The organism is Nonomuraea sp. NPDC050783 (assembly GCF_040802095.1).
In the GTDB taxonomy this organism is placed as follows: Bacteria; Actinomycetota; Actinomycetes; order Streptosporangiales; family Streptosporangiaceae; genus Nonomuraea.
The window spans coordinates 1-25,349 of record NZ_JBFAHK010000039.1; the positions used below are offsets into that span (position 1 = coordinate 1).

The following is a 25,349-nucleotide window of genomic DNA, read 5'->3' on the forward strand; positions in this document are numbered from 1 at the left end:
GCCCAGCCGGCCGAGGATGAGGCGCGCCACCTCGTGCGGAGCCTCCAGGTGCATGTCGTGGCCGGTGGCCAGATCGGCGAGCGGGGACGCCGGAGGGGTCAGTCGGCGCCGTGGGACTCGTCGGTGATCAGCAGGGACTCCAGCTCCTCCAGCAGCGCCACCGCCCGCTCGGTGTCGGCGGGGTCGCGCAGGGCCGCGCGCACCACCTCGTCCACGGAGGACGCCGCCCGCCGGAACAACGCGTCCACGGCCACGTCGGCCACCCGCACCTGCGTGCGCCGCCCGTCGTCCGGGTCCTGCGCGGTCTCCAGGATGCCGCGCTCGCGCATCCGCGCCACCGAGGCCGACACGTGGCTCTGGGCGAAGCCGGTGCGGCTCTGGATGTCCCGTACCGCGCTGCCCGGGTGGCGCAGCACGTCCACGAAGACCGCCTCCTCGCCGGGCGTCAGCACCGGCCGGCCCGTTCCGGTGTCCGTCGTCCTGGCCAGCTCCACCAGCCGCCGTCCGAGCCTGCGCAGTCCCGCGATGTTCATGGTTGCCATACTACATCGCTGGAGATGTATCGTTGCCGATATGACTGAGCTTCCCGCCGTGGCGAGGACGGCGATCGGCGCGGCCCGCATCCGGGCCGCGGAGAGCGAGCGGCCCGACCGGCTGTTCGACGACCCCTACGCGACGGCGTTCGTGACCGCCGCGGGAGAGGGGGCGGGGGAGGGCACGGAGACCGGCGGGCTGTTCGCCGACCACCTCGCCCTCCGCACCCGCTTCTTCGACGACCACCTCGTCGGCGCCGGGCACCCCCAGGTGGTGCTGCCGGCCGCCGGGCTCGACAGCCGCGCCTACCGGCTGCCGTGGCCGCCCGGCACCCGGCTGTTCGAGCTGGACCTGCCCGAGCTGCTGGCGTTCAAGGACGGCGTGCTGGCCCGCCTGGGCGCCCGGCCGCGCTGCGAGCGCGTCCCCGTGCCCGCCGACCTGCGCGAGGACTGGCCGGCGGCGTTGCGCGCGGCCGGCCACGACCCGGCCGTCCCGTCCGCCTGGCTGGTCGAGGGCCTGCTCATCTACCTGACCGCCGCGGAGGCGGGGGAGCTGCTGGCGCGCGTCGGCGACCTGTCCGCCCCTGGCAGCAGCCTGGCCTTCGAGCACGACGCCGGCGCCGCCGCCCGCCTGATGAGGGCGGCCCGCGCCTGGCCGTCCCTGCGGCACATGGGCGCCCTGTGGAAGGGCGGGCTCGGCGAGGACGCCGCCGCCTGGCTCGCCGCCCGCGGCTGGCGCCCGCGCGTCGTGAGCCGCGCCGAGCTGGCACGACGCTACGGGCGCCCGTGGGAGGGGGCGGCGGGCTTCCTCGTCGCGGAGCGTGACGTACATCACTCAAACAATCGGGAATAGGGAAATATCCGGGCGTCGTTGGCAACGGCGTGACCACGGCATACGCGAACGACCAGAGCGCCCACCGGGCAGCCCCGTGTCGCCGCATGCGTATGGGGCGAATGCCGGCCCGCTAGACCAGACCGCCCGCCCCTCCACCCGAAGGTCATCATGATCGCACCCGTCTTCGTGCTGCGCAGGCTGAGCCACCTGCCGTTCCACCCGGGAACCCGCTGACACCGGCCGCTCCTCGTCCGGCATGTCCATCTCCGCGGCTCCGGCCGCCCTCAGTCGTGGGGTTCTTCCGTGATCCAGGCTTCCGGCCTGCGCAAGCAGTACGGTGACGTCGTCGCGCTCGACGGCGTCGATCTCAGCGTGCGCCAAGGCGAGATCTTCGGCGTGCTCGGCCAGAGCGGCGCGGGCAAGAGCACGCTGCTGCGCTGCGTCAACCTGCTCGAACGCCCCGACGCGGGCACCGTCACCGTGGACGGCCAGGAGCTGACCGCGCTGCGCGAGGCCGACCTCAACCGCGCCCGCCGCCGCATCGGCATGATCCACCAGCACTTCGCGCTGCTCTCCTCGCGCACGGTCGCCGGGAACGTGGCCTTCCCGCTGGAGGTCATGGGCGTGCCCAGGGCCGAGCGGGCGCGCCGCGTCGGCGAGCTGCTGGAGCTGGTCGGGCTGGAGGGCCGCGGCGGGCACCGTCCCCACCAGCTCTCCGGCGGCCAGAAGCAGCGCGTCGGCATCGCCCGCGCGCTGGCCGGCAACCCGTCGGTGCTGCTGTCGGACGAGGCCACCTCCGCGCTCGACCCGGCCACCACGCAGTCGATCCTGGCCCTGCTCAAGCGGCTCAACGCCGAGCTGGGCCTGACGATCCTGCTCATCACCCACGAGATGAACGTGGTCAAGAGCGTCTGCGACTCGGTGGCCATCATGGCCGGCGGCCGCATCGAGGAGTCCGGCGCCATCGCCGACCTCGTCGCGACCCCGGGCTCCCGCCTGACCAGGGAGATCTTCCCGCTGCCCGAGCCCGCCCCGGCCGGGTCGGTGACGCTGACGTTCGCCGGGGACCCGGGCCGGCCGGTGGTGTCGGAGGTCGTGCGCAAGTTCGACGTGGACCTCAGCATCCTCGGCGGCTCGATCGAGGAGCTGGCCGGCGGCTCGGTCGGCCGGCTGCGCGTCGCGCTGGAGGGCGCGGAGGCCGCCGCCGCGCTCGCGTACCTGCGCGAGTCCGGAGTGATCGTCGAGGAGGCGTCGTGACCTGGGACGAGATGCTGCCGCTGCTGTGGCCGGCGACGGTGGAGACGGCCCAGATGGTGGGCTGGTCCACGCTGTTCACCGTGCTGCTCGGGCTGCCGCTGGGCGTGGCGCTCGTGGTGCTCGACCGGGGCGGGCTGCGGCCGGCGCCCGCGGTCAGGGCCGTGCTCGGGTTCGTGGTCAACGTCGGGCGGTCGCTGCCGTTCATCGTGCTGATGATCGCGATCATCCCGTTCACCCGGCTCGTCGTCGGCACCACCATCGGGACCGCCGCCTTCGTCGTGCCGCTCACCGTCGGGGCGGTGCCGTTCTTCGCCCGGCTGGTGGAGACCTCGCTGCGCGAGGTCGGGACGGACGTCGTCCAGGCCGCCCAGGCCATGGGCACGAGCAGGACCGCCATCGTGTGGAAGGTGCTGCTGCCCGAGGCCCTGCCCGGCCTGGTCGCCGGGCTGACCGTGACCGTCGTCGCGCTCATCGGCTACTCCGCCATGGCCGGCACGCTCGGCGGCGGCGGCCTCGGCGACCTGGCCGTCCGCTACGGCTACCAGCGCTTCGAGACGCTGCTGATGATCGTCACCGTCGTGCTGCTCATCGTCATCGTGCAACTGCTGCAGAGCCTGGGCGACTGGGTCGCCCGGCGTCTATCGCACAAGTAAAGGAAAATCATGAAAATTCGCAGTATCGCAGGTGTGGTTGCTCTGGCCTTGTCGCTCGCCGCATGCGGTTCGTCGCAGTCCGCGACCGACGCCGGGACCGGGGCCGGGACCAAGACCGCCGAGTCGGCCGACACCGTGCTCAAGGTGGGCGCCAGCCCCGTGCCGCACGCGGAGATCCTGAACTTCGTCAAGGAGAACCTGGCCCCGGCCGCCGGGCTCAAGCTGGAGATCGTGGAGTTCACCGACTACGTCCAGCCGAACGTGCAGCTCGACGAGGGGCAGCTCAGCGCCAACTTCTTCCAGCACAAGCCGTACCTGGACGACTTCAATGCCTCCAAGGGCACCAAGCTCAGCTTCGTCACCCCCGTGCACCTGGAGCCGCTGGGCCTCTACAGCAAGAAGATCACCGCGCTGTCCGCGCTGGCGAGCGGCGCCACCGTCGCCCTGCCCAACGACGCCACCAACCTCGGCCGCGCGCTCAAGCTGCTCGCCGACAACGGCGTGATCACCCTCAAGGAGGGCGCCGGCACCGCCGCCACCGAGCGCGACGTCACAGGCAACCCGAAGAAGCTGCAGTTCAAGCCGCTGGAGGCGGCGCAGCTCCCGCGCTCGCTGGACGACGTGGACGCCGCGGTCATCAACGGCAACTACGCCCTGGAGGCCGGGCTCAAGCCCGCCTCGCAGGCGCTGGTGCTGGAGAAGAGCGAGGGCAACCCGTACGTCAACGGCCTGGTCGTGCAGGCCGGCCACGAGAAGGACGCCAACATCGTGACCCTCGGCAAGCTCCTGCGCGACCCGAAGGTCAAGGAGTTCATCCAGCAGAAGTACCAGGGCTCGGTCATCGCCGCGGAGTGACCTCCCCCGGGGCGGCCCGCCGTACGCTGGCGGGCCGCCCGCGGACCGAATACTGTTCTGGTCATGCATCCGGGAGCCATCGCAGCAGTCACCCCCGACAAGCCCGCTGTGATCATGGCGGGCTCCGGACGGATCATCACCTACCGCGAGCTGGACGAGGAGTCGAACCGGCTGGCCCACCTGTTCCGCTCGGCCGGCCTGCGCCCCGGCGACCACATCGCCTTCATGCTCGCCAACCACCCCCTCTTCCTGGCGGTGGCCTGGGCGGCGCACCGCTCGGGCCTGTACTACACGCCCATCAGCTCCCGGCTGCAGACCGACGAGCTGTCGTACATCGTGGACAACTGCGGCGCCCGGGTCTTCATCTCCAGCGCCGACCTGGCCGGCGTGGCCACCTCCGTCACCGCCGCCACCCCCAAGGTCGAGCTGCGCCTGATGATCGACGGCACCGCCGAGGGCTTCCGTTCGTACGAGGAGGCGGTCGCCGGGCAGCCCGTCACCCCCGTCGCGGACGAGTGCACCGGCGCCGACATGCTCTACTCCTCCGGCACCACCGGCCGCCCCAAGGGCGTCAAGCTGCCCGCCTCGCACGGCCCGCTGGAGGAGCCGGGCATGCTGCTCAGGCTCGTCCAGGGGTTGTTCGCGCCCGACTCCGGCAGCGTCTACCTGTCTCCCGCGCCCCTCTACCACGCCGCCCCGCTGCGCTACTGCATGACCTTCCAGCGCCTCGGCGCGACCGTCGTGGTGATGGAGCGCTTCGAGCCCGAGCGGTTCCTGGAGCTCGTGGAGCGTTACAAGGTCACGCACTCGCAGCTCGTGCCCACCATGTTCATCAAGATGCTGAAGCTGCCCGAGGAGACCCGCCGCCGGTACGACCTGTCGTCGCTGAGGTACGCCATCCACGCCGCCGCCCCGTGCCCGGTCCCCGTCAAGGAGCGGATGATCGACTGGTGGGGGCCGATCATCCACGAGTACTACGCCGGCACCGAGGGCAACGGCTTCCTCTACGTCGGCCCCGAGGACTGGCTCAAGCACAAGGGCACGGTCGGCCGCTCCCTGCTCGGCGTCGTGCACGTCTGCGACGAGGAGGGCGAGGACCTGCCGCCCGGCGAGCACGGCACCATCTACTTCGAGAACGGCGGCCGCTTCGAGTACTACGGCGACCCCGGCAAGACCCGCTCCTCGCAGGACCCCAAGGGCCGCGGCTGGACGACCCTCGGCGACATCGGCTACCTCGACGAGGACGGCTTCCTCTACCTCACCGACCGCCGCTCCTACATGATCATCTCCGGCGGCGTGAACATCTACCCGCAGGAGGCCGAGAACGTGCTGTCGGTGCACCCCAAGGTCGCCGACGTGGCCGTCTTCGGGGTGCCCGACGAGGAGATGGGCGAGCAGGTCAAGGCCGTGGTCGAGCCCGTGAGCATGGCCGAGGCGGGGCCGGGGCTGGAGGCCGAGCTCATCGCCTACTGCCGCGACCACCTCGCCCACTACAAGTGCCCCAGATCCGTCGACTTCCGCCCCGAGCTGCCCCGCCACCCCACGGGCAAGCTCTACAAGCGCCTCCTGCGCGACGAGTACTGGCCCGCCCGCCCCGGCGCAGAATGAGGGATCATGAAGGGACACATCGACCGGAGCAGACTCAAGGTCACCAGCCGCCGGCAGATCGCCCGATCGAGAGCCGAGCGCGCCAGGGAGCGGGAGTGGCGCGAGGTACGCAGGTTCGCCCACCTGGCGCGGCGGGCGCGTACCGCGATGCTCCTGATCGGCGTCGCCGTCACCGTGTCCGTGGGGATCCTGCGCGGGTTCGGCATCCTGCCGCCGCTGCTCCCATGACCGGGGGCGCCGGAGAGGGCCGCCGGGGGTGGTTCGGGGTTGGCTTCGGCGTGTGGAGCTGCTACATTGCTGGGTTTCTGAGAGTTTCTTCCGCCCGCCCCGGCGCCCGCCGCCGTGCTGAGCAGCGTGGATAAGCCGGCCATGAGGGCTCTCATACAATTCTGATCATCGGCTTAACCAGGTCTTACGCGCCCTTTGGCACCCTTGAGTCAGTGAACTCGAGGAGATGACAGATGGACGCGAACGAGCCTCGCGAGCAGGGCACCGGGTGGAGCCAGTTCGGTGCCACCCCGCCGGCCGCCGGGGGCTTCCCCCGGCGGGACACGATCATCATGGAGCAGCCGCCCCCGCCGCCGCCCCCCGCGCCGCCGAAGAAGCCCTTCTACGGCAGCAAGGCCGTCGCCGGGCTCGCGCTGGCGGCCGCCGCCGTCGGCGGCGGAGTGGTGGGCGGCGTCGTCGCCAACGCGTTCCAGCCCGACCCCGTCGCCGTCTCCACCACATCCAGCAACCCCGGCACGCCCAGCCCGGTGTTCAGGAACACCGCCAACGAGCTGACCGTCGCCCAGGTGGCGGCCAAGGTGCAGCCCAGCGTGGTGATGATCCAGGGCCAGAGCGGCGAGGGCTCGGGCGTGGTGCTGTCGGAGGACGGGCTCATCCTGACCAACAACCACGTCGTCGTGGGCGCCGGTCAGGGCGGCGGGCAGATGACGGTCAAGTTCAGCGACGGCAAGACCGCCAAGGCCACCGTGGTCGGCACCGACCCCGCCACCGACCTCGCCGTCATCCGCGCCGAGGGCGTCTCCGGGCTCACCAAGGCCACGCTCGGCAACAGCGACCTGCTCAAGGTCGGCGACGACGTGCTGGCCATCGGCAGCCCGCTCGGCCTGGACGGATCCGTCACCAAGGGCATCGTCAGCGCCCTGGACCGCACGCTCACCGTCGGCGGCGAGCAGCGGCAGGTGCCGCCCGGCTGGGGCCAGGAGCAGGCCCCGGCCGACGAGCCCACCACGATCGGCGGCGCCATCCAGACCGACGCCTCGATCAACCCCGGCAACTCCGGCGGTGCCCTGGTGAACGCGGCCGGCGAGCTGGTCGGCATCAACACCGCCATCGCCTCGCAGGCGGCCGGCGGCGGCGTCGGCTTCGCCATCCCGGTCAACACCGCCAAGCAGGTCTCCGACCAGCTCATCAGCTCCGGCAAGGTCACCCACGCCTTCCTCGGCGTGAGCGTGACGGACGCGACCGGCGACGTACCCGGCGCCCTGATCAGGGAGATCACCGCCGGAAGCCCGGCGGAGAAGGCCGGTCTGCGGCAAGGCGACCTCATCACCAAAATCAACGACAAGACGGTTGACGGAGGCGATACGGTTGTTGGACAGGTCAGAGGTTTCAAACCCGGGCAAGCGGTCAAGATCACATATATGAGGGACGGGCAGCCCCACGATGCCACGGTCACCCTCGTCGAAAAGAAATAACCGGACCCCCTCTCGGACGGGTGTGCCGTTGAGATCGCTGCGGACTCGGCGGCACACCCCCGTCCCCCTGACCGGGAGAGACCGGCCAGGAGAGGCCGGTCAGGAGAAGCGCCGGCCCTCGTCGCGCCGGTAGGCCCAGGCGGCGGCCGCCGCCAGGGCGACGGTCCAGACGGCCAGCATGACCAGCGACACGGTGCCGGGGCGCAGGCCCGCGATGGCCCACCAGACCAGCTCGGCCGCGCCGCGCGTCGGCACGTACGGCGAGACGACGTCGATGAAGTCCGGCAGGATGTACGGCGGCAGCAGCAGCCCGCCCACGATCGCCATCGGGAAGAACAACACCTGCGCCACCGCCATCGCGGCCTTCGACGACAGCGAGAATCCCAGGAGCAGCCCCATCAGCAGGAACGGCACGCTCCCGGCGACCAGCGCGCCCAGCCCGAGCAGCAGCCGCACCGGCGTGATCGCCGCCTCGGTGAGCAGCGCGGCCACCAGCAGCACGGGCACCACCGACACCAGCATGACGGCGAGCCTGGCCAGCATCCGCCCGGCGAAGCGGGGCAGCGGCCCCGCCGGCAGGGTGCGCAGGTAGGGGTTCCACGGCAGCTCGCGGTCCTGGGCCACCGTCGTGGCGAGCCCGAGGAGGGCCGACGACATGGCACCGAAGAACATCAGCCCGCCCGTCGCGACGGTCGCGGCCATCGCGTCCCCGCCGGCGAACGGCACCACGAACGCCACCATCGAGACGGCCGGGAACAACGAGCTGGCCAGCAGCCCGATCGGCACCCTGATCTCCTCGGTCAGGAGGTAGCGGGTGTGCGCGGCGACCAGACTAGGCATGGGCGGTCTCCTTGGGGTTCGCGGTCAGGGTGAGGAACGCCTCCTCCAGGGTGGTGGGCCTGATCTCCAGGCCCGAGAACGCGGCGCCGCTGCGCACCAGCTCGATCACCAGCCGGTCGGGGTCGGTGGTGAGCAGGTCCGTCCGGCCGTCGTCGTGGCGCTCGGCGCTGAGGACACCGGGCAGCTCGGGCAGGTCCGCGACGGTGAGCGACACCTTGCGGACGCCCACCACGTCGCGCACGGCCGCCACCGTGTCGTCGGCCAGCACCTGCCCGTGGCCGACGACCACGACCCGCTCGGCGAGCGCCTCGATCTCCTCCAGGTAGTGGCTGGTCAGCAGCACCGTGCCGCCGTCGTCGTGGAAGGACCTGACGCCGTCCCACAACGTCCGCCTGGCCTCGACGTCCAGGCCGGTCGTGGGCTCGTCCAGGAACACCAGGCGGGGCCGGCCCACGAAGGCCAGCGCCACGGCCAGCCGCCGCCGCTGCCCGCCCGACAGGCCGCCGACCTGCCGCCGCGCCAGCTCCTCCAGGCCGAACCTGGCCAGCAGCTCCTCCCGCCGCACCGGGTCGGGGAAGTGCGCCGAGACGAAGTCGACGATCTCGCCGACCCGTAAGGTCTCCGGCAGGCCGGTCTCCTGCGGCGTCACGCCGATGCCGCGCCGCCGCGCCGGGTCCAGCGGGGAGCCGCCGAGCAGCTCGACCGTGCCCGAGGTGGGGCGGCGCAACCCGGCGAACAGGTTGATCAGGGTGGACTTGCCGGCGCCGTTCGGGCCGAGCAGGCCGACCAGCTCGCCCGCCCGGACGGCGAGCGAGACGCGGTCGAGGGCCAGCACGTCGCCGTAGCGGCGGGTGACCTCGATCGCTCTGGCGAGGACTGTCATGGTGTTCCTCCCGTGGGGTCGAGAAGGGCGCGGATCGCCCGGGTGTAGTCCTCGAAGGCCAGCCGTCCGCGCCTGGTCAGCGCCACGTACGTGACCGGCGTGCGGCCCTTGTGGGTCTTGGTGATGCGGACGTACTCCGCCTCCTCCAGCTTCGTCAGGTGGACCGACAGGTTGCCCGCCGTCATGCCGAGCAGGTCCTTGAGCGAGCCGAAGGTCATCTCGTCCCCTTCGCCGAGGACGTTGAGCGCGGCGACCACCCGCAGCCTCGCCTGCGCGTGGATCACCGGGTCGAGCTCGGGCAGCCCCTTGTCCGCCGTCATGCGCGGCGCCTCCACCACAGGCCCGCCACGATGAACCCGCCGCCCAGCAGCACCGCCGCGAGCAGCGCGTGCCAGCCGGCGCCGAGCAGCACGCCGAGCACGTTGACGGCGGCGGTCCAGACCCCGACGGAGAACATGTGCGGGCTGGACCACAACGTCCCGCCCGTCATGTAGAGCACCGCCACGATCGTCAGCATGGAGCCGCCCCAGAGGAGGTGGGCGTCCTGCGGCGACAGCAGGGGCGACAGGCGGACGTCGAGGACGGTCGCCGCCACCAGGCCGGCGCACCACGTCCAGCCGTACATCGTGCCCTTGGCCCGGATCTCGCCGCGCAGCCGCAGGGTCATGCGGCTGATGCCGAAGAAGCACAGGGGCGCCGCCACGAGCTGGGCGATCACCAGGACGGCCACCGCCTGGTCCTGGCTGATCGGCGCGTAGCCGTGGCCGTCGAACCCGAAGTGCAGGAACAGGGCCGTGAAGCCGATCAGCCAGGCCACGCCCCAGGGCAGGTAGAGCAGGAGCGGGTCGACGTAGATGTGGCGGGCCGCGGTGGCCTGCTGCTCCTCGATGATGCGGAGCATCTCCTCCGGGGTGGATGCCCGGTCGCTGTCTTCCATCATCACAAACCCCTCGGCCCGGCAAACTGGTTTGTATCGTAAACCTGATGGCCGCGCCACCACAAGGGTCCGCCGGGGGCGGGGGCTATCGCCTGGTGAGGACCTCGGACTCCCACAGGTCCCGGTAGTAGCCGGGGACGGCCACCAGCTCGTCGTGGCGGCCGCGCTGGGTGACCCGGCCCTCCTCCAGCACCACGATCTCGTCCACGCCCTCCAGGCCCTTGAGCCGGTGGGTGACCAGCAGCGTGGTGCGGTGCCTGGTGACGTCGAGCAGGTCGGCCATGAGGCGGTCGGCGGTCTCCTCGTCCAGGGCCTCGGCGGGCTCGTCGAGCAGGAGCACCGGCGGGTCGTACAGCAGGGCCCGGGCCAGGGCCAGCCGCTGGAGCTGGCCGCCGGAGACGGTCCGGCCGTCCTCGCCCAGCTCCGCGTCCCAGCCGGTGCGCGCCACCCAGTCGCCGAGGCGGGCGTCGTCCACGGCGCGGCGCAGCCGCTCGTCGTCGGCCTCGGGGCCGGCCAGGCGCAGGTTGTCGCGCAGGGTGGTGCGGAAGACGTACGGGTCCTGGGTGAGGCCGGTCATGAGCGCCCGCACGTCGTCGCCGGCCAGGTCGCGCACGTCCACGCCGTTGACGCGCACGTGCCCCGACTCCGGCTCGGCCAGCCGCATCAGGGCCGCCAGCAGCGTGCTCTTGCCCGCGCCGCTCGGCCCGACGACCGCCACCCGCCTGCCGGGCGTCAGCCGCAGCGAGACCCCGTCCAGCGCGGGCCGGGCCGGGGCGGGGGAGTGGCGCACGACCAGGTCCTCGACCTCGACGGTCAGCGGCGCCTGCGGCCTGGGGGCGGGGGCGGCGGGCTCGGCGACGGCGGGGGCCGCGGAGCGTACCTCCCGCAGGCGGCGCAGCGCCGCCATGACGCCCGCCATCCGCTCGCCCGCCGCGGCCAGCGGCAGCACCGGCTCGAACGACACCAGCGCGGTCAGCGCGAGCACCGCCGTGCCGACCGAGCCCACCCCCGTGCCCTGGGCGAGCAGCACGACGGCGGCGACGGTCAGGCCCTGCAGCAGCGTGCCCCCGGCCAGGGCGGCGGCGTGGACGCGGGCCTGGCGGCGTTCGAGCGCGGCCAGCGCCTCGTCGGCGGCCTCCGCGCGGCGCAGGGCCTGCTCGTCGGCCCCGTACGCGGCCAGGTCCGCCGAGCCGTGCACCAGGTCGGCCACCCGGCCCGCCAGCGCCGCGCGGGCGGGCGCGATCCTGGCCGACCAGCGGCGGGCGGCGGCCGCCGTGCCCGCGGGCAGCGCCAGCCCGGCCAGCGCCAGCCCGGCCGCCAGCACCAGCGCCGCCACCGGCAGGACGGCCAGCCCGACGACCACGGCGGCCAGCCCGGCCACGGCCGCCGCGGCGGCGGGCAGCAGGCAGCGCACCAGCAGGTCCTGCACGGCCTCGGTGTCGTCCACCATGCGGCTCAGCAGGTCGGCGCCGCCGTGGCGGGGGCGCTGGGGCGGGATCAGCGCCTCGTACAGCTCCTCGCGGGTGCCGGCCTGGGCGCGCAGGGCCACGTCGTGGCCGGTGAGGCGCTCGGCGTAGCGGAAGACGCCCTTGCCCGTCGCGAACGCCCTGGTCGCCACGATCGCCACGCTCAGCGCGGCCAGCGGCGGCTGCTGGGCGGCCCGGGTGATCAGCCAGGCCGCCGCGGCGATCAGCCCCAGCCCGGCCAGGTCCGCCGCCGCCCCCGCCAGCACGGCCCACCACAGCCGCTTTCCCGCGATCCGCCGCACGCCCTGCCTCCTTCCGCCGCTCCGGCTCACACCCGCCCCCTCGTCCCGTCCCGGCCGTCCCCGAGCGCGGCGACGGAGGGGACGGCGGGAAAGTCCCCACCCGCCCGCCCGGCCGCGTGCTCGTCGCCCGTGGGCGTGGGGGGCGGGGAGGTGTCGGAGAGGACGCGGCCGGCGTGCAGGCGGATGACGCGGTCGACGAGGCCGATCATGGCGGGGCGGTGGGCGACGACGACGGCCGTGCGGCCCCGGGCCAGCTCGGCGGTCGCCGCCACCACCGCCGCCTCGCTGCGCCCGTCCAGGCGGGCCGTCGGCTCGTCCAGGAGCAGCACGGAGGCGTCCGGGCGGCAGAAGGCGCGGGCGAGCGCGACGCGCTGGCGCTGCCCGGCGGACAGGTTCGCGCCGCGCTCGCCCAGCACCGTGCCGAAGCCCTCGGGGAGCGCGTCCACGAAGTCGGCGTGGGCGGCCGCGGCGGCGCGGCGCACGTCGTCGTCGGAGGCCGCGGGCGCGCCGAGCCGGATGTTGTCGGCCACCGACGTCGCGAACAGGTGGGGCCGCTGCGCCACGAACGCCAGCCGCGCCCGCCACGCGGCCGGGTCCAGCTCCCGCAGGTCCGTCCCGTCCACGAGCACCCGCCCCTCGTCCGGCCGTACGAAGCCGAGCAGCAGGTGCAGCAGCGTGCTCTTGCCGCCGCCGCTCTCACCCACCAGGGCCACCCGCTCCCCGGGCCGGATGGTGAGCGTCACGTCCTCCAGCGCGGCGCCGTCGCGCCCCGGGTAGCGGACGGTGACGTGCTCCAGCCGGATCTCCGGCGCCCCGGCGGCCGGCGGCGCCGCGGCGCCCGCCCAGGACGGACGGGCCGGATCGCCTGCCGGATCGCCTGCCGGGTCACCGGCCGGGTCGTCGGCTGGGTCGTCGGCTGGGTCGCCGGCCGTGTCCAGCACGGCGAAGGCCGCGTCGGCCGCCGCCACCCCTTCCATGGAGGCGTGGAAGCGCGTCCCCATCGCCCGCAGCGGCAGGTACGCCTCCGGCGCCAGCAGCAGCACCAGCAGCGCCGTCGTCAGGTCCAGGGAGCCGCCGAGCAGCCGCAGCCCGACCGGCACGGCCACCAGGGCCAGCGACAGCGACGCGCACAACTCCAGCACCAGCGACGACAGGAACGCCACCCGCAGCGTCCGCATGGTGGCGCCGCGGTGCTCGTCGGCCACCCGCCGGATGACGCCGGCCTGGTAGCGGGCCCGGCCGAAGGCGCGCAGGGTGGGCAGCCCGCGCACCACGTCGAGGAAGTGCCCGCCGAGCCGCGCCAGCGCCCGGTACTGGCGCTCGGTGACGGCCTTGGTCGTCATGCCGACCAGCGCCCCGAAGATCGGGATCAGCGGCAGCGTGACGAGCACGATGACGGCGCTGGTGAGGTCGGCGGCGAACAGCCGCACCAGCACGGCCAGCGGCACGACCGCGGCCACCGCGATCGACGGCAGATAGCCGGTCAGGTAGGCGTCCAGGCCGTCGAGCCCGCGCCCGGCCAGCGTGACCAGCTCGCCCGAGCGGTGCGCGGCCAGCCGCCCGGGGCCCAGCTCGCGCAGCCGGGCCAGCAGCCGGTGGCGCAGCGCCGACTTGACGCCGGTGGCGGTGCGCCCGGCGAAGACGCCCTGGGTCCAGGCGAGCAGCGCCCGCACGCCGACGACGGCCGCCAGCGCGCCCAGGGCGGCGGCGGTGAAGCGGCCGGACAGCACCCCGGCCAGCAGCTCGGCCTGCACGAGCACGAGCAGCCCGGCCAGCAGGGCCGCCGCCAGCGTGACGGCCAGGTGGCGGCGTACCGACCGCTCGGTCCGCATGAGCCGCAGGAGATCCTTGTGCACGTGCCCTCAGAAGAACGACGGGAGCCGGAAGGCGTCCTTACCTGGACGGAAAGTCCGCCATACCCATACTTGCGCGCCCAGCATGATGGGTGCGAACGGCAGGACCATGAGACTGAGCACATTCAAGGTAGCCGCGGGCGCGCTGTGCTCCATCAGGTACGGCATCGCCCCCGCCAGCACCCCGGCCGCGGGCAGCGCCGCCACGGCCCCGGACACCACCAGCGCCCGTCCCTGCCGCGCGGCCCCGAACTCGCCGGGCGCCCGCCAGGCCAGGAACGTCCACCCGTGCCAGGCGAACAGCAGCGTCACCACCATGCCCAGCATCAGCCCCAGCGGGTGTACCGCGGGGGCGGCGAACCCGGTGGCCGCCGCGTACAGCGCCATGCCCCAGCCGAACGACAGCCCGAGCGACCCGAAGGCGATCATCGCGTCCCAGAAGCCGCGCCAGCGCGTCCCGCCCGCGCGCCGCCGGAACCACAGCCCGGCGTCGCGCAGCACCCAGCTCAGCAGCATCGCCACCACGACCGGGTACAGCCCGTACAGCACCTTCCCTTCCAGCGCGGGGTAGGCCCCGAACAGCGTCCCGGCCACGGCGACCAGCCACACCTCGTTGGCCAGCACGTACGGCGCCATCGCCGCCACCATGCGGTCGCGCCCCTCGCGCGTACGCCCCAGCAGGGGCAGCAGCAGCCCGACCCCCAGGTCGAACCCCTCCAGCGCGAAGTAGCCGGCCAGCAGCACGGCGAAGAAGACGAACCAGACGACGTCCATGTCAGCTCTCCTAGAAGGTCAGCGCGGGCGCGCGGTTCTCGCCGGGCACCCCGGCGCCGAGGTCGTTCCCGCCGGGCCCGCGCCGGACGACCCGCGCGATGAGGGCGTAGTCGACGACCGCCAGCAGCCCCAGCACGCCCGCGAACGCGCCCAGCGAGGCGGCGACCATGCCCGCGCTCAGGCCGGGCGACAGGGCGTCGGCCACGGTGAGCCGGCCCCAGACCATCCAGGGCTGCCGCCCGACCTCCCTGGCGATCCAGCCGGCGATGGCCAGCACGAACGGCAGCGGGGTCAGCGCGATGAGCAGCGGGTGCGCCCACCGCCGCCGCGGCAGCGAGCGGATCATCGGCAACATGACGAACAGCACGAACAGCACGAGAAGTTGCCCGATCTCCATCATGACGGCCAGCCCGAGCGCGGCCCCCGTGTTCTCGAACTTGCCCTCCTGTACCCCGGCGAACTGCGCGTACCCGAAGCCCAGGGTGAAGAAGGCGCCGATCGCGGCCGTCACCACGCCCAGGCGCATCGAGCGGGCGAAGAAGTCCTGGTGCTCGCCGGCGCCCCGCCGCAGCCGGTACGCGCTGGCGCCCACCAGCACCATGCCGCCGGTGAACAGCCCGGCCGCCACGACGTGCGGGAGGGAGAACACCAGCGCCTTGTTGGTCAGCATGGCGCCGAAGTCGACCAGCTCCAGCCGGTCGCCGCGCGCGACGGCGCCGGCCGGGTTCTGCAGGAACGAGTTGGCCATCATGATGAAGAACGCGCTCGCGTACGCGGTGAGCGTCACCAGCCAGATGCAGGCCAGGTGCAGCCACCGGGGCAGCCGCCCCCAGCCGAAGATCCACAGCCCGAGGAACGTGGACTCCAGGAAGAAGGCCACCAGCGTCTCCATGGCCAGCGGCGCGCCGAAGACGTCCCCGGCGTAGTGGGACAGGCCGCTCCACGCCAGCCCGAACTGGAACTCCATCACGAGCCCGGTGACGATGCCGAGCGCGTAGTTGATGACGTAGATCTGTCCCCAGAAGCGGACCATCGCCTCGTCCCGCGGCCGGCCCGACCGCGCCCAGCGGGTGTGCATGAGCGCCACCAGCGGCGCCAGTCCGAGGGTGAGCAGGACGAACAGGAAGTGCAGCCCGCCGGTCACGGCGAACTGCGTGCGTGCCAGATCGACTACATCCATCACGACTCCGGTCATTCCGACATTGTGTCTACCTACATATAGAGAGCCTACATGTAGGCTAGCTACATGGGCACCGCTTGCCTAAGATCTGAGTCATGAATCCGGACGCGCTGCGCGGGCACATGGACGCGCTGCTGCTCTCAGTGCTGGAGCGGGAGCCGCTGCACGGCTACGCCATCATCGAGGCGCTGCAGCAGCGCAGCGGGGGCGCGCTCAGCGTGCCGACGGGCACGGTCTATCCGGCGCTGCGCAGGCTGGAGCGCATCGGCCACCTGTCCAGCGAGTGGGCGACCGTGGGCGGGCGCAAGCGCCGCACCTACCGGCTGACCGAGTCGGGCAGGAGGCAGCTCGAAGGGGAGCGCTCGGCCTGGCGCGAGTTCACGGACGCGATCGGCAGCGTCCTGCGCCCCCAGACCCGGGCCTCCGGCTGACCTCTAGCGGCAGGCCGGCACGGCACGCGTGACGCGCAGGCAGCGCGAGGCCCCGTAGACCTGCAGCCCCCACAGGGCCGCGGTCACCAGGTTGGCCAGCAGCGCGGGCAGCGCCGTGAGCGTGTTGGGCTGGTCGAGGCCGTAGGCGAGCAGCAGGCTAAGCCCGCCGGTGAGCGGCAGCGAGATCCACACCGCCAGCGCCAGCGACCTGGTGAGCAGGCGGGGCCGGCGGATCCAGCGCGCGCCCCGGCCCAGCGCGAGCAGCACGAGCCCGCCGTACAGGCCGACGGACACCTGCATGACGTCGAGCAGCCGCGAGGCGGCTCCGTACCAGGCGGGCTGGTGCAGCCACACCTCGTCGGGCGCCGGGTAGAGCCGCCACAACATCGACCACATGAGCACGGTGACCGGCACGCCGACGAACAGCAGCATGCCCAGCCGCCGACCGGCGGCGCGGGTCAGCTCGCCCTGGTAGGCGGGGGCGATCTCGGCGACCGGGCCGAACTCGGCCACCGCCAACCGCTCCGCCTCCGCGCGGTCCAGGCCGCCGGCCTCCAGCGCGTCGGCGGTGTCGGTGAGGCTGTCGCGCGCCTCGACGACCAGGTCGCGCTTGGGCCCGGACGGGCCGGCGAGCGTACGGCTCAGCTCGGCAACGTAGTCGTCGATGCGCATGATCCCCAGTTTACGAACCGGCCCCCTCGGGGGTCACTCCGGGAACTCCCTGATATCGGGCGGGCACGGGCCCCGGCATCAGGGGCGGACCACCGCCGCGTGGCCCGTCGAGGTCCACAGCGCGGCGGCCGCGGCGATCACGGCCAGCACGGCGAACCAGCCCACCGCCCGGCCCAGCCGCAGGCCGTAGCCGAACAGCAGCCACGACACCGACAACCACCAGTGGTGGCCGGCCCGGCGGCGCATCTCCATCGCGGCGAAGGCGAAGTCGGCGGAGGTGGCGCGGTCGCTGGGCCGCAGCCCGGCGTAGAGCGCGGCCAGGTTGTCGGGCGTGACCTCCGGGCCGCCGGGCGCCCTCCCGCCGCCGCTGTCGTGCTCGTCGGCCAGCGCGCTGCGCCGGGAGAACCAGCGCAGCACCGGCCAGCGCAGGCTCACCTGCACCCCGCGCGGCGTGAGCGCGAACGTGCAGTCCTTGACCCGCACCCCCGCCGGATGGGCGATGCCGGCGAACCGGCACGCGGACAGGTCCAGCCCGCGCAGCGCCAGGTCGGTGGCGTCCACCTGGCGCAGCGAGGTCAGCGCCGACCGGCCCCGGCCGCTGACCACGGCCGGGCCGCGCAGCACCGCGCCCTCCAGGTCGGCCGAGGAGTCGGTGAGCTTGACCGCGGTCGCGCCGGACACCTCCACGCCGCGCAGGTCCACGCCGCAGCGCGACACCGACACGTCCAGCAGCCCGTCGGCGCGGGCGCGGGCCAGCGACAGCCGGCCGGTGGCCGACAGGTACGCGTCCGCCACGAAGTGCGCCGCCTCGAACCCGGCGGTCCCGCTGACCTTGCGGAAGGACAGGGTGCGGCCGAAGCGCGCGCCGCGGAAGGCGGCCCCGTCACCCAGGCGGGCGCCGTCGAAGGTGGCGTAGCCGTCGAACCTGGCCCGCTCGCACGACAGCCCGCGCCCGAAGACGACCTGGCTGAACAGCGCGTCCCTGGCCATGACGGCCCGGTCCAGCGAGACGTGCCCGCGCACGCTGACCCCGTGGAAGGACAGCTCGCGCGCGAAGCGGGCGCCGGCCAGCGAGAGGTTGCCCTCGAAGCGGGCGCCGAAGAACGAGGCCAGCCGGTCGAACCTGGCGCCGTCGAGCGAGACGTCCCCGGCGAAGGTGACGTCCGGCAGCCGGACGTCACCGGTGAACCTGGCCCGGTCCAGCCGCGCCCGCCCCGGCCGGCCGCCGGCGGCCTCCAGCACCCGGGACAGCAGGTCGCTGGTGACGGTCGTGCCGCGCAGGTCGAGCAGGCGGCCGGGAGCGAGGGGGGCGAGCGCCTCGGAGAGCTGCTCGGGCGACAGGTGGGCGAGGCAGAGGCCGGACGGCCGGCTAGCGATTCCGGTGCAGGCAGCCGAGTACGCGCAGGTGACCCAGTCCATGCACTGGTCATACCCGCGTACGGAGGTGTCAAGGTTCGATGTTTTAATGTTCTATCCACTTTTACGTGGAAATATGCGGTCAAAAAAGCCTCTACAGTGCCGGACATGCGCGCTTTATCCCGAGGCTTCCTGGCCGCCGTGGTGGCGGCCGGTGTGACGCTGTCCACCGCTCCGGCCCCCGCCTCAGCCGATCCCGCCGACCCCTGCGGCACCCCCGCCACGCACCGCGTCGCCCAGGTCCAGGGCGACGGCGACGCCACCCCGCTGGCCGGCACGACCGTGCGGGTGGAGGGCGTCGTCACCGGCGACTTCCAGCGCACCGACCAGCTCAGCGGCTTCTTCCTCCAGGACCCGCGGCCGGACGGCGACCCCAGGACCTCCGAGGGGCTGTTCGCCTTCGCTCGCGACACGTTCAAGGACGTCAAGCCCGGCGACCGGGTCCTGGTCACCGGCCGGGCCACCGAGTACAACGGCTGGACCGAGCTGTCGCCGGTCACCGCCGTGGACGTGTGCGGCACCGGGAGCGTGACGCCGCAGCCGTACCGGCTGCCCGGCGACGGCATGGAGCCCGTCGAGAACATGCTGCTGACCTTCCCGCAGCCGCTGACCGTCACCGACAACTACAACCTGGGCCGCTACGGCGAGGTCACGCTCTCCTCCCAGGGCAGGCTCTTCCAGCCGACCGACCGCCCCGGCGTGGACCCCGCGCTCGACGCCCGCCGCTCGCTGCTCGTGGACGACGGCTCCAACCGGGAGAACCCGGCCACGCTGCCGCCCGTCGTGCGCGCCGGCGAGGTGACCGCCGGGCTCACCGGCGTGCTCGGCTACGGCTTCGGCGCGTACCGCCTGCAGCCCACCAGGCCGGTCGGCTACGCCGATCTCAACCCGCGCCTGCCCAGGCCGTTCCCGGTGATCGGCAACGTCAAGGTCGCCTCGTTCAACACCCTCAACTGGTTCACCACGGTCGGCTCGCGCGGCGCGTCCAACGCCGCCGAGCAGCAGCGCCAGCTCGCCAAGCTGGTCAGCGCGCTCAAGGGGCTCGACGCCGACGCGGTCGCCCTCATGGAGGTCGAGAACAACGGGCAGACCGCGCTCCAGGCGCTCGTGGACGCCGTCAACGCCGAGGTCGGGGCGGGCACGTACGCCGCGCTGACGCACCCCTACCCCGGCACCGACGCCATCCAGGTCGGCCTCATCTACAAGCCCGCCAAGCTCACCCCCGTCGGCGCGCCCACGACGTCGCAGGACGCGGTCTTCAGCCGCCCGCCGCTGATCCAGACCTTCCGCAGGAAGGCCGGCGGCCAGCCGTTCACCATGCTGGTCAACCACCTCAAGTCGAAGGGCTCCTGCCCCTCCGGAGGCCCCGACGCCGACCAGGGCGACGGGCAGAGCTGCTGGAACGCCACCCGCGTCGCCCAGGCCAAAGCCCTGCTCGCCCTCGTCGACGGCCAGGACCTGCCCAACCCCATCGTGCTCGGCGACCTCAACGCCTACGGCGAGGAGGACCCCATCGACACCCTGGAGGCCGGCGGCCTGACCAGCGTCACCAAGCGGTTCGTGCCCGCGCCGCTGCGCTACAGCTACGCCTTCGACGGCCGGTACGGCGAGCTCGACCACGCCCTGGTCGGCAAGCAGCTGCTCAGGCGGGTGACGTCGGCGACCATCTGGCACATCAACTCCGACGAGCCGCGCGTGCTCGACTACAACACCGAGTACAACCCGCCCGCCCTCTACAAGCCGGACGCCTTCCGCTCCTCCGACCACGACCCCCTCGTCGTCGGCCTGACCCTGCCCGGCGGCCGCTGATCCGCCGCCGCCGACCGGTGCCGTGCGCGGTCCCCGGCGGGGGACCGCGCATGGAATGCTGGAGGCGGGTACGTGGTTTGCAGGGAAGCACAGACTTCATCAGAGAGCGAGGAGCCACTTGTGGCGACCATCGAAGTAACCGAGAAGAACTTCAACGACATCGCCGACAAGGGGATCGTGCTGCTCGACTTCTGGGCCGACTGGTGCCCGCCGTGCAAGAAGTTCGGGCCCATCTTCGAGAAGGCTTCCGAGCAGCACTCGGACATCACGTTCGGCAAGATCGACACCGACGCCGAGCAGGCGCTCGCGCAGGGCTTCGACATCACCTCGATCCCCACCCTCATGGCCATCCGCGACGGGATCGTGGTCTTCGCGCAGGCCGGTGCCATCCCGAGCCCCGCGCTGGAGGACCTCATCCGGCAGGTCCGGGCGCTCGACATGGACGCCATCAGGGCCGAGCTCAGCGAGGAGCTGAAGAAGGCCGAGCAGAACTGACGCCGGCCACGAAAAGCGCCGGCCACGAAAAGCCGGCCACGAAAAGAAAAGGCCCCGCCACCGGCGGGGCTTTTCCCGTCGCGGGGGTCAGAGCTTGCGGCCGACCCCGACGTAGCCGAAGTCGATGCCGTTGCCCGGCGCCAGCGGGTCGTCGGGACGCCAGCCCGCCGGGTAGGTCAGCCCCGGCTCGACCAGCTCGTAGCCGTCGAAGAAGCGCAGGACGCCGTCCCGGTCACGCAGGTTGAGCGCGGCCGTGGCCTTGCGGTAGACCTCCAGCGCCTGCGGGGTGACCTGCGGCGTGGGATCCACGGCGTGGCTGATCACCAGGTAGCTGCCGGGGGCGCTCGCCTCGCGCAGCTTCTTCACCAGGCCGTAGGCGAGGTCGTCGGGGATGAAGTGCAGGACCGCCAGCGCCAGGAACGCCACCGGCCGGTCGAGGTCGACCAGGTCGGCGAGCTTGTCGAGCAGGACGTCCGCCTCGCGCACGTCGGCCTGGAGGAAGTCGACGTTCTCCCGCCTGGCCAGCAGCGCCCTGCCGTGCACGCACACCACCGGGTCGTAGTCCACGTAGACGACGCGGGCCTCGGGGGCGATCTCGTGGGTGTTGCCCCGGGTCGGCAGGCCCGCCCCCAGGTCCACGATCTGCCGGACGTCCTGGTCCACCACGTGGCGCACGGCGCGGCGCAGGAACGCGCGGTTGGCGCGGGCCCCCTCCTTGGTGTGGGGGAAGTTCTTCAAAATCTGCTCCGCCGCCGCCCGGTCGGCCGCGAAGTTGTCCTTGCCGTCGAGGTAGTAGTCGTACATCCGTGCGACGTTGGGGACGTTGGGGTCCACCCCCTCCGGGGCACTGTCCACGTTCGGCTCCAAGCTTTCGCCCTCTTTCGGGTGATCATAGCCGCGGCAGGCCGAGAAGAACCTGAATTCCGTTCGGCTTCAGGGCTCAGTGACGCAGATCACCCCCGCCGCGAGCGGCGGGCCTGGCGGGGCCCGCCGCCGGGGGAGCGGGCGCGGGAGGATCAGCCCCGGTAGAGCTCCGCGACGCGGAAGGCGAGGTCGAGCGACTGGCTGCGGTTGAGCCGCGGGTCGCAGGCCGTCTCGTAGCGGGTGGCCAGGTCGGTCTCGACGATGCCGTGGCCGCCGCCCACGCACTCGGTCACGTCGTCGCCGGTGAACTCGATGTGGATGCCGCCCGGGTGCGTGCCGAGGGAGCGGTGCACCTCGAAGAAGCCGGCCACCTCGTCGAGGACGTCGTCCAGCCGCCGCGTCTTGTGGCCGCTGGGCGCCTCGAAGGTGTTGCCGTGCATCGGGTCGCAGATCCAGGCGACCTGCGCGCCGCTCGCCGTGACCTCCTTGACCAGCGCGGGCAGGTGCTCGCGGATCTTGGTGGCGCCCATCCGCGTGATGAACGTGAGCCGCCCCGGCTCGTTGGTCGGGTTGAGCCGCTCGATCAGGGCGAGGGCCTCCTGCGGCGTCGTCGTCGGCCCGAGCTTGACGCCGATGGGGTTGCGGATGCGGGCGAAGAAGTCGACGTGCGCGCCGTCGAGCTGGCGGGTGCGCTCGCCGATCCAGACCATGTGCGCCGAGACGTCGTAGGGCAGCCCCGTGCGCGAGTCGATGCGGGTCAGCGCCCGGTCGTAGTCGAGGATCAGCGCCTCGTGCGAGGAGTAGAACTCGACGGTGTGGAACTCCTCGGGGTCGGCCCCGCAGGCCCGCATGAAGGCCAGCGCCTGGTCGATCTCCCGGGCGAGCTGCTCGTAGCGGCGGCCGGCGGGCGAGCCGGCCACGAAGTCCTGGTTCCAGGCGTGCACCTGCCGCAGGTCGGCGTAGCCGCCCTTGGTGAAGGCGCGCGCCAGGTTGAGCGTCACGGCCGAGGAGTGGTACGCCTTGAGCAGCCGCCACGGATCCGGCCTGCGCGACTCGGCGGTGAACTCGAACCCGTTGACCATGTCGCCGCGGTAGGCGGGCAGCTCGACACCGTCGCGGACCTCGGTGGGCTTGGAGCGCGGCTTGGCGAACTGGCCGGCCACCCGGCCGATCTTGACCACGGGCACCTTGCCGGCGTACGTCAGCACGATCGCCATCTGGAGCAAGGTCTTGAGCTTGTTGCGCACGTTGTCGGCGGTCGCGCCGGAGAAGGTCTCGGCGCAGTCGCCGCCCTGCAGGACGAACGCCTCACCGCGGGCGACGGCGGCCAGCTGGTCCTTCAGCTGGTCGCACTCGCCGGCGAACACCAGAGGGGGCAGGCCGCCGAGCTCGGCGACGACCTTGTCGAGCTCGCTGCGATCGGGCCAGTCGGGCTGCTGGGCCGCGGGGAGGGCTCGCCAGGAATCGAGATCCAGTAGATTGCTGCTCACGAGATACGAGGGTATTCCACAGAGCCCGCCGCTACCGACCCCGTTGTCCACGTTTTGGCCATCACCCGCGCGCGGGCGGCCGCACCACCTCCGGCGTCCGCACGTGCTCGGGCCGGACACCGAAACCCACCAGGCGCGGGGCCAGCCGGTTGAGCAGCGGGACCCGCGTCAGGTCGCGCGGCAGCCCGGAGGCGTCGAAGCGCCCGCGCAGCGCCCTGCTGATGAGCACGTTCTGGGCCACCCGCTGGGCCGCCTGCGTGATCACGGCGGCCGGCATGCGGCGCCGCTGCACCCGGCGCAGCAGCGACTCGGGGACCGGCCCGCCGGCCCCGAGGGGAGCCGCCAGGAGGTTGGCCGCGGCGACCGCGTCCTGGACGGCCAGGTTGATCCCGACCCCGAACACCGGCGACATGGCGTGGGCGGCGTCGCCGATGCACAGGAAGCCGGGCCGGTGCCAGCGGCGCAGCCGGTCGACGGCGACGGTGAGCACGCTGACGTCGTCGTAGCCGGCCAGCTCGCCGACCCGGTCGGCCAGGAACGGCAGCAGCCGGGCCACCGGCCGGCGCAGCGCCTCGATGCCCAGGCCGGCCAGCCGGTCGTAGCCGCCCTTCGGGATGAGGTAGGCGAGCTGCCAGTAGCTCACCCGGTTGATGCCGACCATCATGTGGCCGCGCGAGACGCGCAGGAACGTCTCCTCCGGGTCGCCCTCCCGCCAGGGCAACCGGAACCACAGCACGTCCATCGGCGCGCTCAGCTCGCGCGGCACCAGGCCCGCCCGGCCGCGCAGCGCCGAGTGCCGGCCGTCGGCGGCGACGGTCAGCTCCGCGCGCAGCTCGTGCTCGCCGGACTCGTCGCGGTAGCGCACCCCGCGCACCGCCCCGCGCTCGCGGATCAGGTCGTACGCCTCGGCCCGCATCAGCAGCCGGAACCCCGGGTAGCGCCGGGCCGCCGAGGTGACGACGTTGAGGAAGTCCCACTGAGGGACGAACGCGACGTAGTCGTAGGGGGCGGGCAGCCGGCGCAGGGACGCCAGCCGGATCTCGCCGTCGTCGGTCACCATGCCGAGGTCGCGCAGCTTCCGGTGCGGCAGCTTCAGCAGCTCGTCCGCCAGTCCCAGCTCGTCGAGGATCCGCAGGGTCGAGGGGTGGACGGTGTCGCCCCGGAAGTCACGCAGGAAGTCGGCGTGCTTCTCCAGGAGCGTGACCCGCACACCCGATCTGGCCAGCAGCAGGGCGAGCATCGCGCCCGCCGGGCCGCCGCCCGCTATCACGCATGTCATAATTCATCACCCGTTGATATCGTCTCACGTTCCGCGAAAGAAGCAAGGGCCGGGGCATCCGGCGCGCCGGAGCGGCCGAAGTACAAGGGTGAGCCGCCTCTCACCCCGGAAGTAGACCATGAACGACGACCTCCACGCCCTCTCCGGCCCCTACGCCGTGCACGCGCTGCCGTACGCCGAGTGGGTGGTGTTCGAGGAGCACCTGCGCGGGTGCGGGGTGTGCGGCGCCGAGGTGCGGCGGCTGCGGGAGACAGCCGCCCGGCTGGCCGAGGCGGTCGCCGTGCCGCCGCCCGCCCCGCTGCGCACCCGCCTGCTCACCGCCGCCTACCGCCGCCGCCCGTGGCCCGGCCCCCCGCCCCCGGCTCAGCCCCCGGCCACAGCTCAGCCCCCGGCTCCGGCTCGGCCCCCGGCTCCGGCTCGGCCCCCGGCTCCGGCTCGGCCCCCGGCCACAGCTCGGCCCCCGGTCGCGACACCGCCCCTCGCTCCGCTGCCGCCCCCGGCTCAGCCCCATGACGACGCCCCCACTCTCTGGGTCCCGCCCAAACCCGCCCCTCCCGGCGGGCGCACCCTCCGGATGACGCGCGGCCCCGCCCCGGAGCCCGCCCCGGAACCCGTCGCGGAGCCCGTCGCGGAACCCGTCCCCGGGTGGCCCGTCCTCGGGCGGTCCGGTGCGCGGGCGGGGTGGCGCGGGCGGTCGTCGAGGGTGCTGGCCGGGCTGGCCGCCGTGTGCGCGGCGGCCGCCGTCGGGCTCGGCGCCACGGCCCTGGACGCCCGCCGCGACGCCGCCGGCCTGGCCGCCGCCAACCGCCTGCTGGCCGCCGCCGACCGGCAGGTCGCCGCCGTGCTGTCCGCCCCCGACGCCGAGACGCTGCGCCATCCGCTCACCTCCGGCGGCACCGGCACGGTCGTGGTCTCGCGCGCCGCCGGCCGCATGGTGTTCGCCTCGTCCGGGCTGCCGGAGCTGCCGAGGTCCCGAGGGTACGAGCTGTGGCTCATGGGTCCTGACGGCCCGCGCCCGGCCGGGCTCCTGGGCCGCGCCGAGGACGGCGTCACCCGGCCGGTCGTGGTCGCGCCGCGCCGCGACGACGCCCGGGTGGCGCTCACCGTCGAGCCGGCGGGCGGCTCGGAGCGGCCGACCACGGAGCCGGTCATGCTCGCCGAGCTGCCGGCCGGCTGAGGGATCTGGGCAAGAGATCGTCTTGGGGGGATAGTGC

25 protein-coding genes are annotated in these 25,349 nt (G+C 73.2%); 11 read left to right on the plus strand and 14 right to left on the minus strand.

From position 1 onward, the window contains the following. Positions 1–98: 98 nt before the first annotated feature. Positions 99–533, minus strand: coding sequence for a winged helix DNA-binding protein (locus AB0H75_RS47345; RefSeq protein ID WP_367808107.1), 435 nt, complete (start codon positions 531–533; stop codon positions 99–101). Positions 534–573: 40 nt separating this feature from the next. Between AB0H75_RS47345 and AB0H75_RS47350 the strand changes: the two genes are divergently transcribed. The 7 genes from AB0H75_RS47350 to AB0H75_RS47380 all read left to right on the plus strand — a co-directional run bounded on the left by AB0H75_RS47350 (position 574) and on the right by AB0H75_RS47380 (position 7,444). Further along, entirely contained in the window at positions 574–1,386 is an 813-nt protein-coding gene (locus tag AB0H75_RS47350; protein WP_367808109.1) for an SAM-dependent methyltransferase, read from the plus strand. A gap of 285 nt (positions 1,387–1,671) precedes the next feature. Beyond that, a complete protein-coding gene (locus tag AB0H75_RS47355) occupies positions 1,672–2,625 on the plus strand; it encodes a methionine ABC transporter ATP-binding protein (RefSeq protein ID WP_367808111.1) in 954 nt (317 codons plus the stop codon). Then, complete coding sequence (locus tag AB0H75_RS47360; protein ID WP_367808113.1) at positions 2,622–3,278, plus strand: methionine ABC transporter permease; 657 nt, start codon at positions 2,622–2,624, stop codon at positions 3,276–3,278. Before AB0H75_RS47355 ends, AB0H75_RS47360 begins: the two co-directional genes overlap by 4 nt. A gap of 9 nt (positions 3,279–3,287) precedes the next feature. Beyond that, entirely contained in the window at positions 3,288–4,133 is an 846-nt protein-coding gene (locus AB0H75_RS47365; RefSeq protein ID WP_367808115.1) for a MetQ/NlpA family ABC transporter substrate-binding protein, read from the plus strand. A 63-nt stretch (positions 4,134–4,196) separates the two neighbouring features. Continuing rightward, the gene (locus tag AB0H75_RS47370; protein WP_367808117.1) at positions 4,197–5,741 is read left to right on the plus strand and encodes an acyl-CoA synthetase; all 1,545 of its coding nucleotides are present in this window, start codon (positions 4,197–4,199) and stop codon (positions 5,739–5,741) included. A gap of 6 nt (positions 5,742–5,747) precedes the next feature. Then, positions 5,748–5,969 (plus strand): hypothetical protein, encoded by a 222-nt coding sequence (locus AB0H75_RS47375; protein WP_367808119.1) that lies wholly within the window; start codon positions 5,748–5,750, stop codon positions 5,967–5,969. Between the two features lie 233 nt (positions 5,970–6,202). Then, entirely contained in the window at positions 6,203–7,444 is a 1,242-nt protein-coding gene (locus tag AB0H75_RS47380) for a S1C family serine protease (protein ID WP_367808121.1), read from the plus strand. A gap of 99 nt (positions 7,445–7,543) precedes the next feature. Here AB0H75_RS47380 and AB0H75_RS47385 read toward each other — a convergent pair whose 3' ends face one another. From AB0H75_RS47385 to AB0H75_RS47420, 8 genes are all read right to left on the minus strand, one after another. Continuing rightward, a complete protein-coding gene (locus tag AB0H75_RS47385; protein WP_367808123.1) occupies positions 7,544–8,284 on the minus strand; it encodes an ABC transporter permease in 741 nt (246 codons plus the stop codon). Then, entirely contained in the window at positions 8,277–9,167 is an 891-nt protein-coding gene (locus AB0H75_RS47390; protein WP_367808125.1) for an ABC transporter ATP-binding protein, read from the minus strand. Before AB0H75_RS47390 ends, AB0H75_RS47385 begins: the two co-directional genes overlap by 8 nt. Then, positions 9,164–9,487, minus strand: coding sequence for a transcriptional regulator (locus AB0H75_RS47395; RefSeq protein ID WP_367808127.1), 324 nt, complete (start codon positions 9,485–9,487; stop codon positions 9,164–9,166). Before AB0H75_RS47395 ends, AB0H75_RS47390 begins: the two co-directional genes overlap by 4 nt. Beyond that, entirely contained in the window at positions 9,484–10,107 is a 624-nt protein-coding gene (locus AB0H75_RS47400; RefSeq protein WP_367808129.1) for a hypothetical protein, read from the minus strand. Before AB0H75_RS47400 ends, AB0H75_RS47395 begins: the two co-directional genes overlap by 4 nt. Positions 10,108–10,189: 82 nt before the next feature. Further along, positions 10,190–11,872, minus strand: a complete 1,683-nt coding sequence (cydC, locus tag AB0H75_RS47405; RefSeq protein ID WP_367808131.1) for a thiol reductant ABC exporter subunit CydC — start codon at positions 11,870–11,872, stop codon at positions 10,190–10,192. Between the two features lie 26 nt (positions 11,873–11,898). Next, a complete protein-coding gene (gene cydD, locus AB0H75_RS47410) occupies positions 11,899–13,728 on the minus strand; it encodes a thiol reductant ABC exporter subunit CydD (protein WP_367808133.1) in 1,830 nt (609 codons plus the stop codon). A 6-nt stretch (positions 13,729–13,734) separates the two neighbouring features. After that, complete coding sequence (locus AB0H75_RS47415; protein ID WP_367808135.1) at positions 13,735–14,499, minus strand: cytochrome d ubiquinol oxidase subunit II; 765 nt, start codon at positions 14,497–14,499, stop codon at positions 13,735–13,737. Between the two features lie 10 nt (positions 14,500–14,509). Beyond that, positions 14,510–15,679: a cytochrome ubiquinol oxidase subunit I gene (locus AB0H75_RS47420; protein ID WP_367808137.1), complete on the minus strand. Its 1,170-nt coding sequence runs from the start codon at positions 15,677–15,679 to the stop codon at positions 14,510–14,512. A gap of 95 nt (positions 15,680–15,774) precedes the next feature. On the opposite strand from AB0H75_RS47420, the gene AB0H75_RS47425 reads away from it, so the two are divergent. After that, a complete protein-coding gene (locus tag AB0H75_RS47425; RefSeq protein WP_367808139.1) occupies positions 15,775–16,110 on the plus strand; it encodes a PadR family transcriptional regulator in 336 nt (111 codons plus the stop codon). A gap of 3 nt (positions 16,111–16,113) precedes the next feature. Here the strand turns inward: AB0H75_RS47425 and AB0H75_RS47430 are convergent, their stop codons facing one another. Together AB0H75_RS47430 and AB0H75_RS47435 are read right to left on the minus strand one after the other, a co-directional pair. Then, positions 16,114–16,782 (minus strand): permease prefix domain 1-containing protein, encoded by a 669-nt coding sequence (locus tag AB0H75_RS47430; protein WP_367808141.1) that lies wholly within the window; start codon positions 16,780–16,782, stop codon positions 16,114–16,116. Between the two features lie 78 nt (positions 16,783–16,860). Next, positions 16,861–18,201 carry a pentapeptide repeat-containing protein gene (locus AB0H75_RS47435; protein ID WP_367808143.1) on the minus strand — a complete coding sequence of 447 codons (1,341 nt, stop codon included), beginning with the start codon at positions 18,199–18,201 and terminating at the stop codon, positions 16,861–16,863. 105 nt (positions 18,202–18,306) lie between these two features. Between AB0H75_RS47435 and AB0H75_RS47440 the strand changes: the two genes are divergently transcribed. Beyond that, a complete protein-coding gene (locus AB0H75_RS47440; RefSeq protein WP_367808145.1) occupies positions 18,307–20,007 on the plus strand; it encodes an ExeM/NucH family extracellular endonuclease in 1,701 nt (566 codons plus the stop codon). Between the two features lie 120 nt (positions 20,008–20,127). Continuing rightward, positions 20,128–20,502 (plus strand): thioredoxin, encoded by a 375-nt coding sequence (trxA, locus tag AB0H75_RS47445; RefSeq protein WP_367808147.1) that lies wholly within the window; start codon positions 20,128–20,130, stop codon positions 20,500–20,502. An 87-nt stretch (positions 20,503–20,589) separates the two neighbouring features. Here the strand turns inward: trxA and AB0H75_RS47450 are convergent, their stop codons facing one another. The 3 genes from AB0H75_RS47450 to AB0H75_RS47460 all read right to left on the minus strand — a co-directional run bounded on the left by AB0H75_RS47450 (position 20,590) and on the right by AB0H75_RS47460 (position 24,135). Continuing rightward, positions 20,590–21,357, minus strand: a complete 768-nt coding sequence (locus tag AB0H75_RS47450; protein WP_367808149.1) for an SAM-dependent methyltransferase — start codon at positions 21,355–21,357, stop codon at positions 20,590–20,592. Positions 21,358–21,518: 161 nt separating this feature from the next. Continuing rightward, positions 21,519–22,856: a class II 3-deoxy-7-phosphoheptulonate synthase gene (locus AB0H75_RS47455; RefSeq protein ID WP_367808151.1), complete on the minus strand. Its 1,338-nt coding sequence runs from the start codon at positions 22,854–22,856 to the stop codon at positions 21,519–21,521. Positions 22,857–22,917: 61 nt separating this feature from the next. After that, positions 22,918–24,135, minus strand: a complete 1,218-nt coding sequence (locus AB0H75_RS47460; RefSeq protein ID WP_367808153.1) for an FAD-dependent oxidoreductase — start codon at positions 24,133–24,135, stop codon at positions 22,918–22,920. 118 nt (positions 24,136–24,253) lie between these two features. On the opposite strand from AB0H75_RS47460, the gene AB0H75_RS47465 reads away from it, so the two are divergent. Further along, positions 24,254–25,312 (plus strand): anti-sigma factor, encoded by a 1,059-nt coding sequence (locus AB0H75_RS47465; protein ID WP_367808155.1) that lies wholly within the window; start codon positions 24,254–24,256, stop codon positions 25,310–25,312. Positions 25,313–25,349 lie beyond the last annotated feature (37 nt).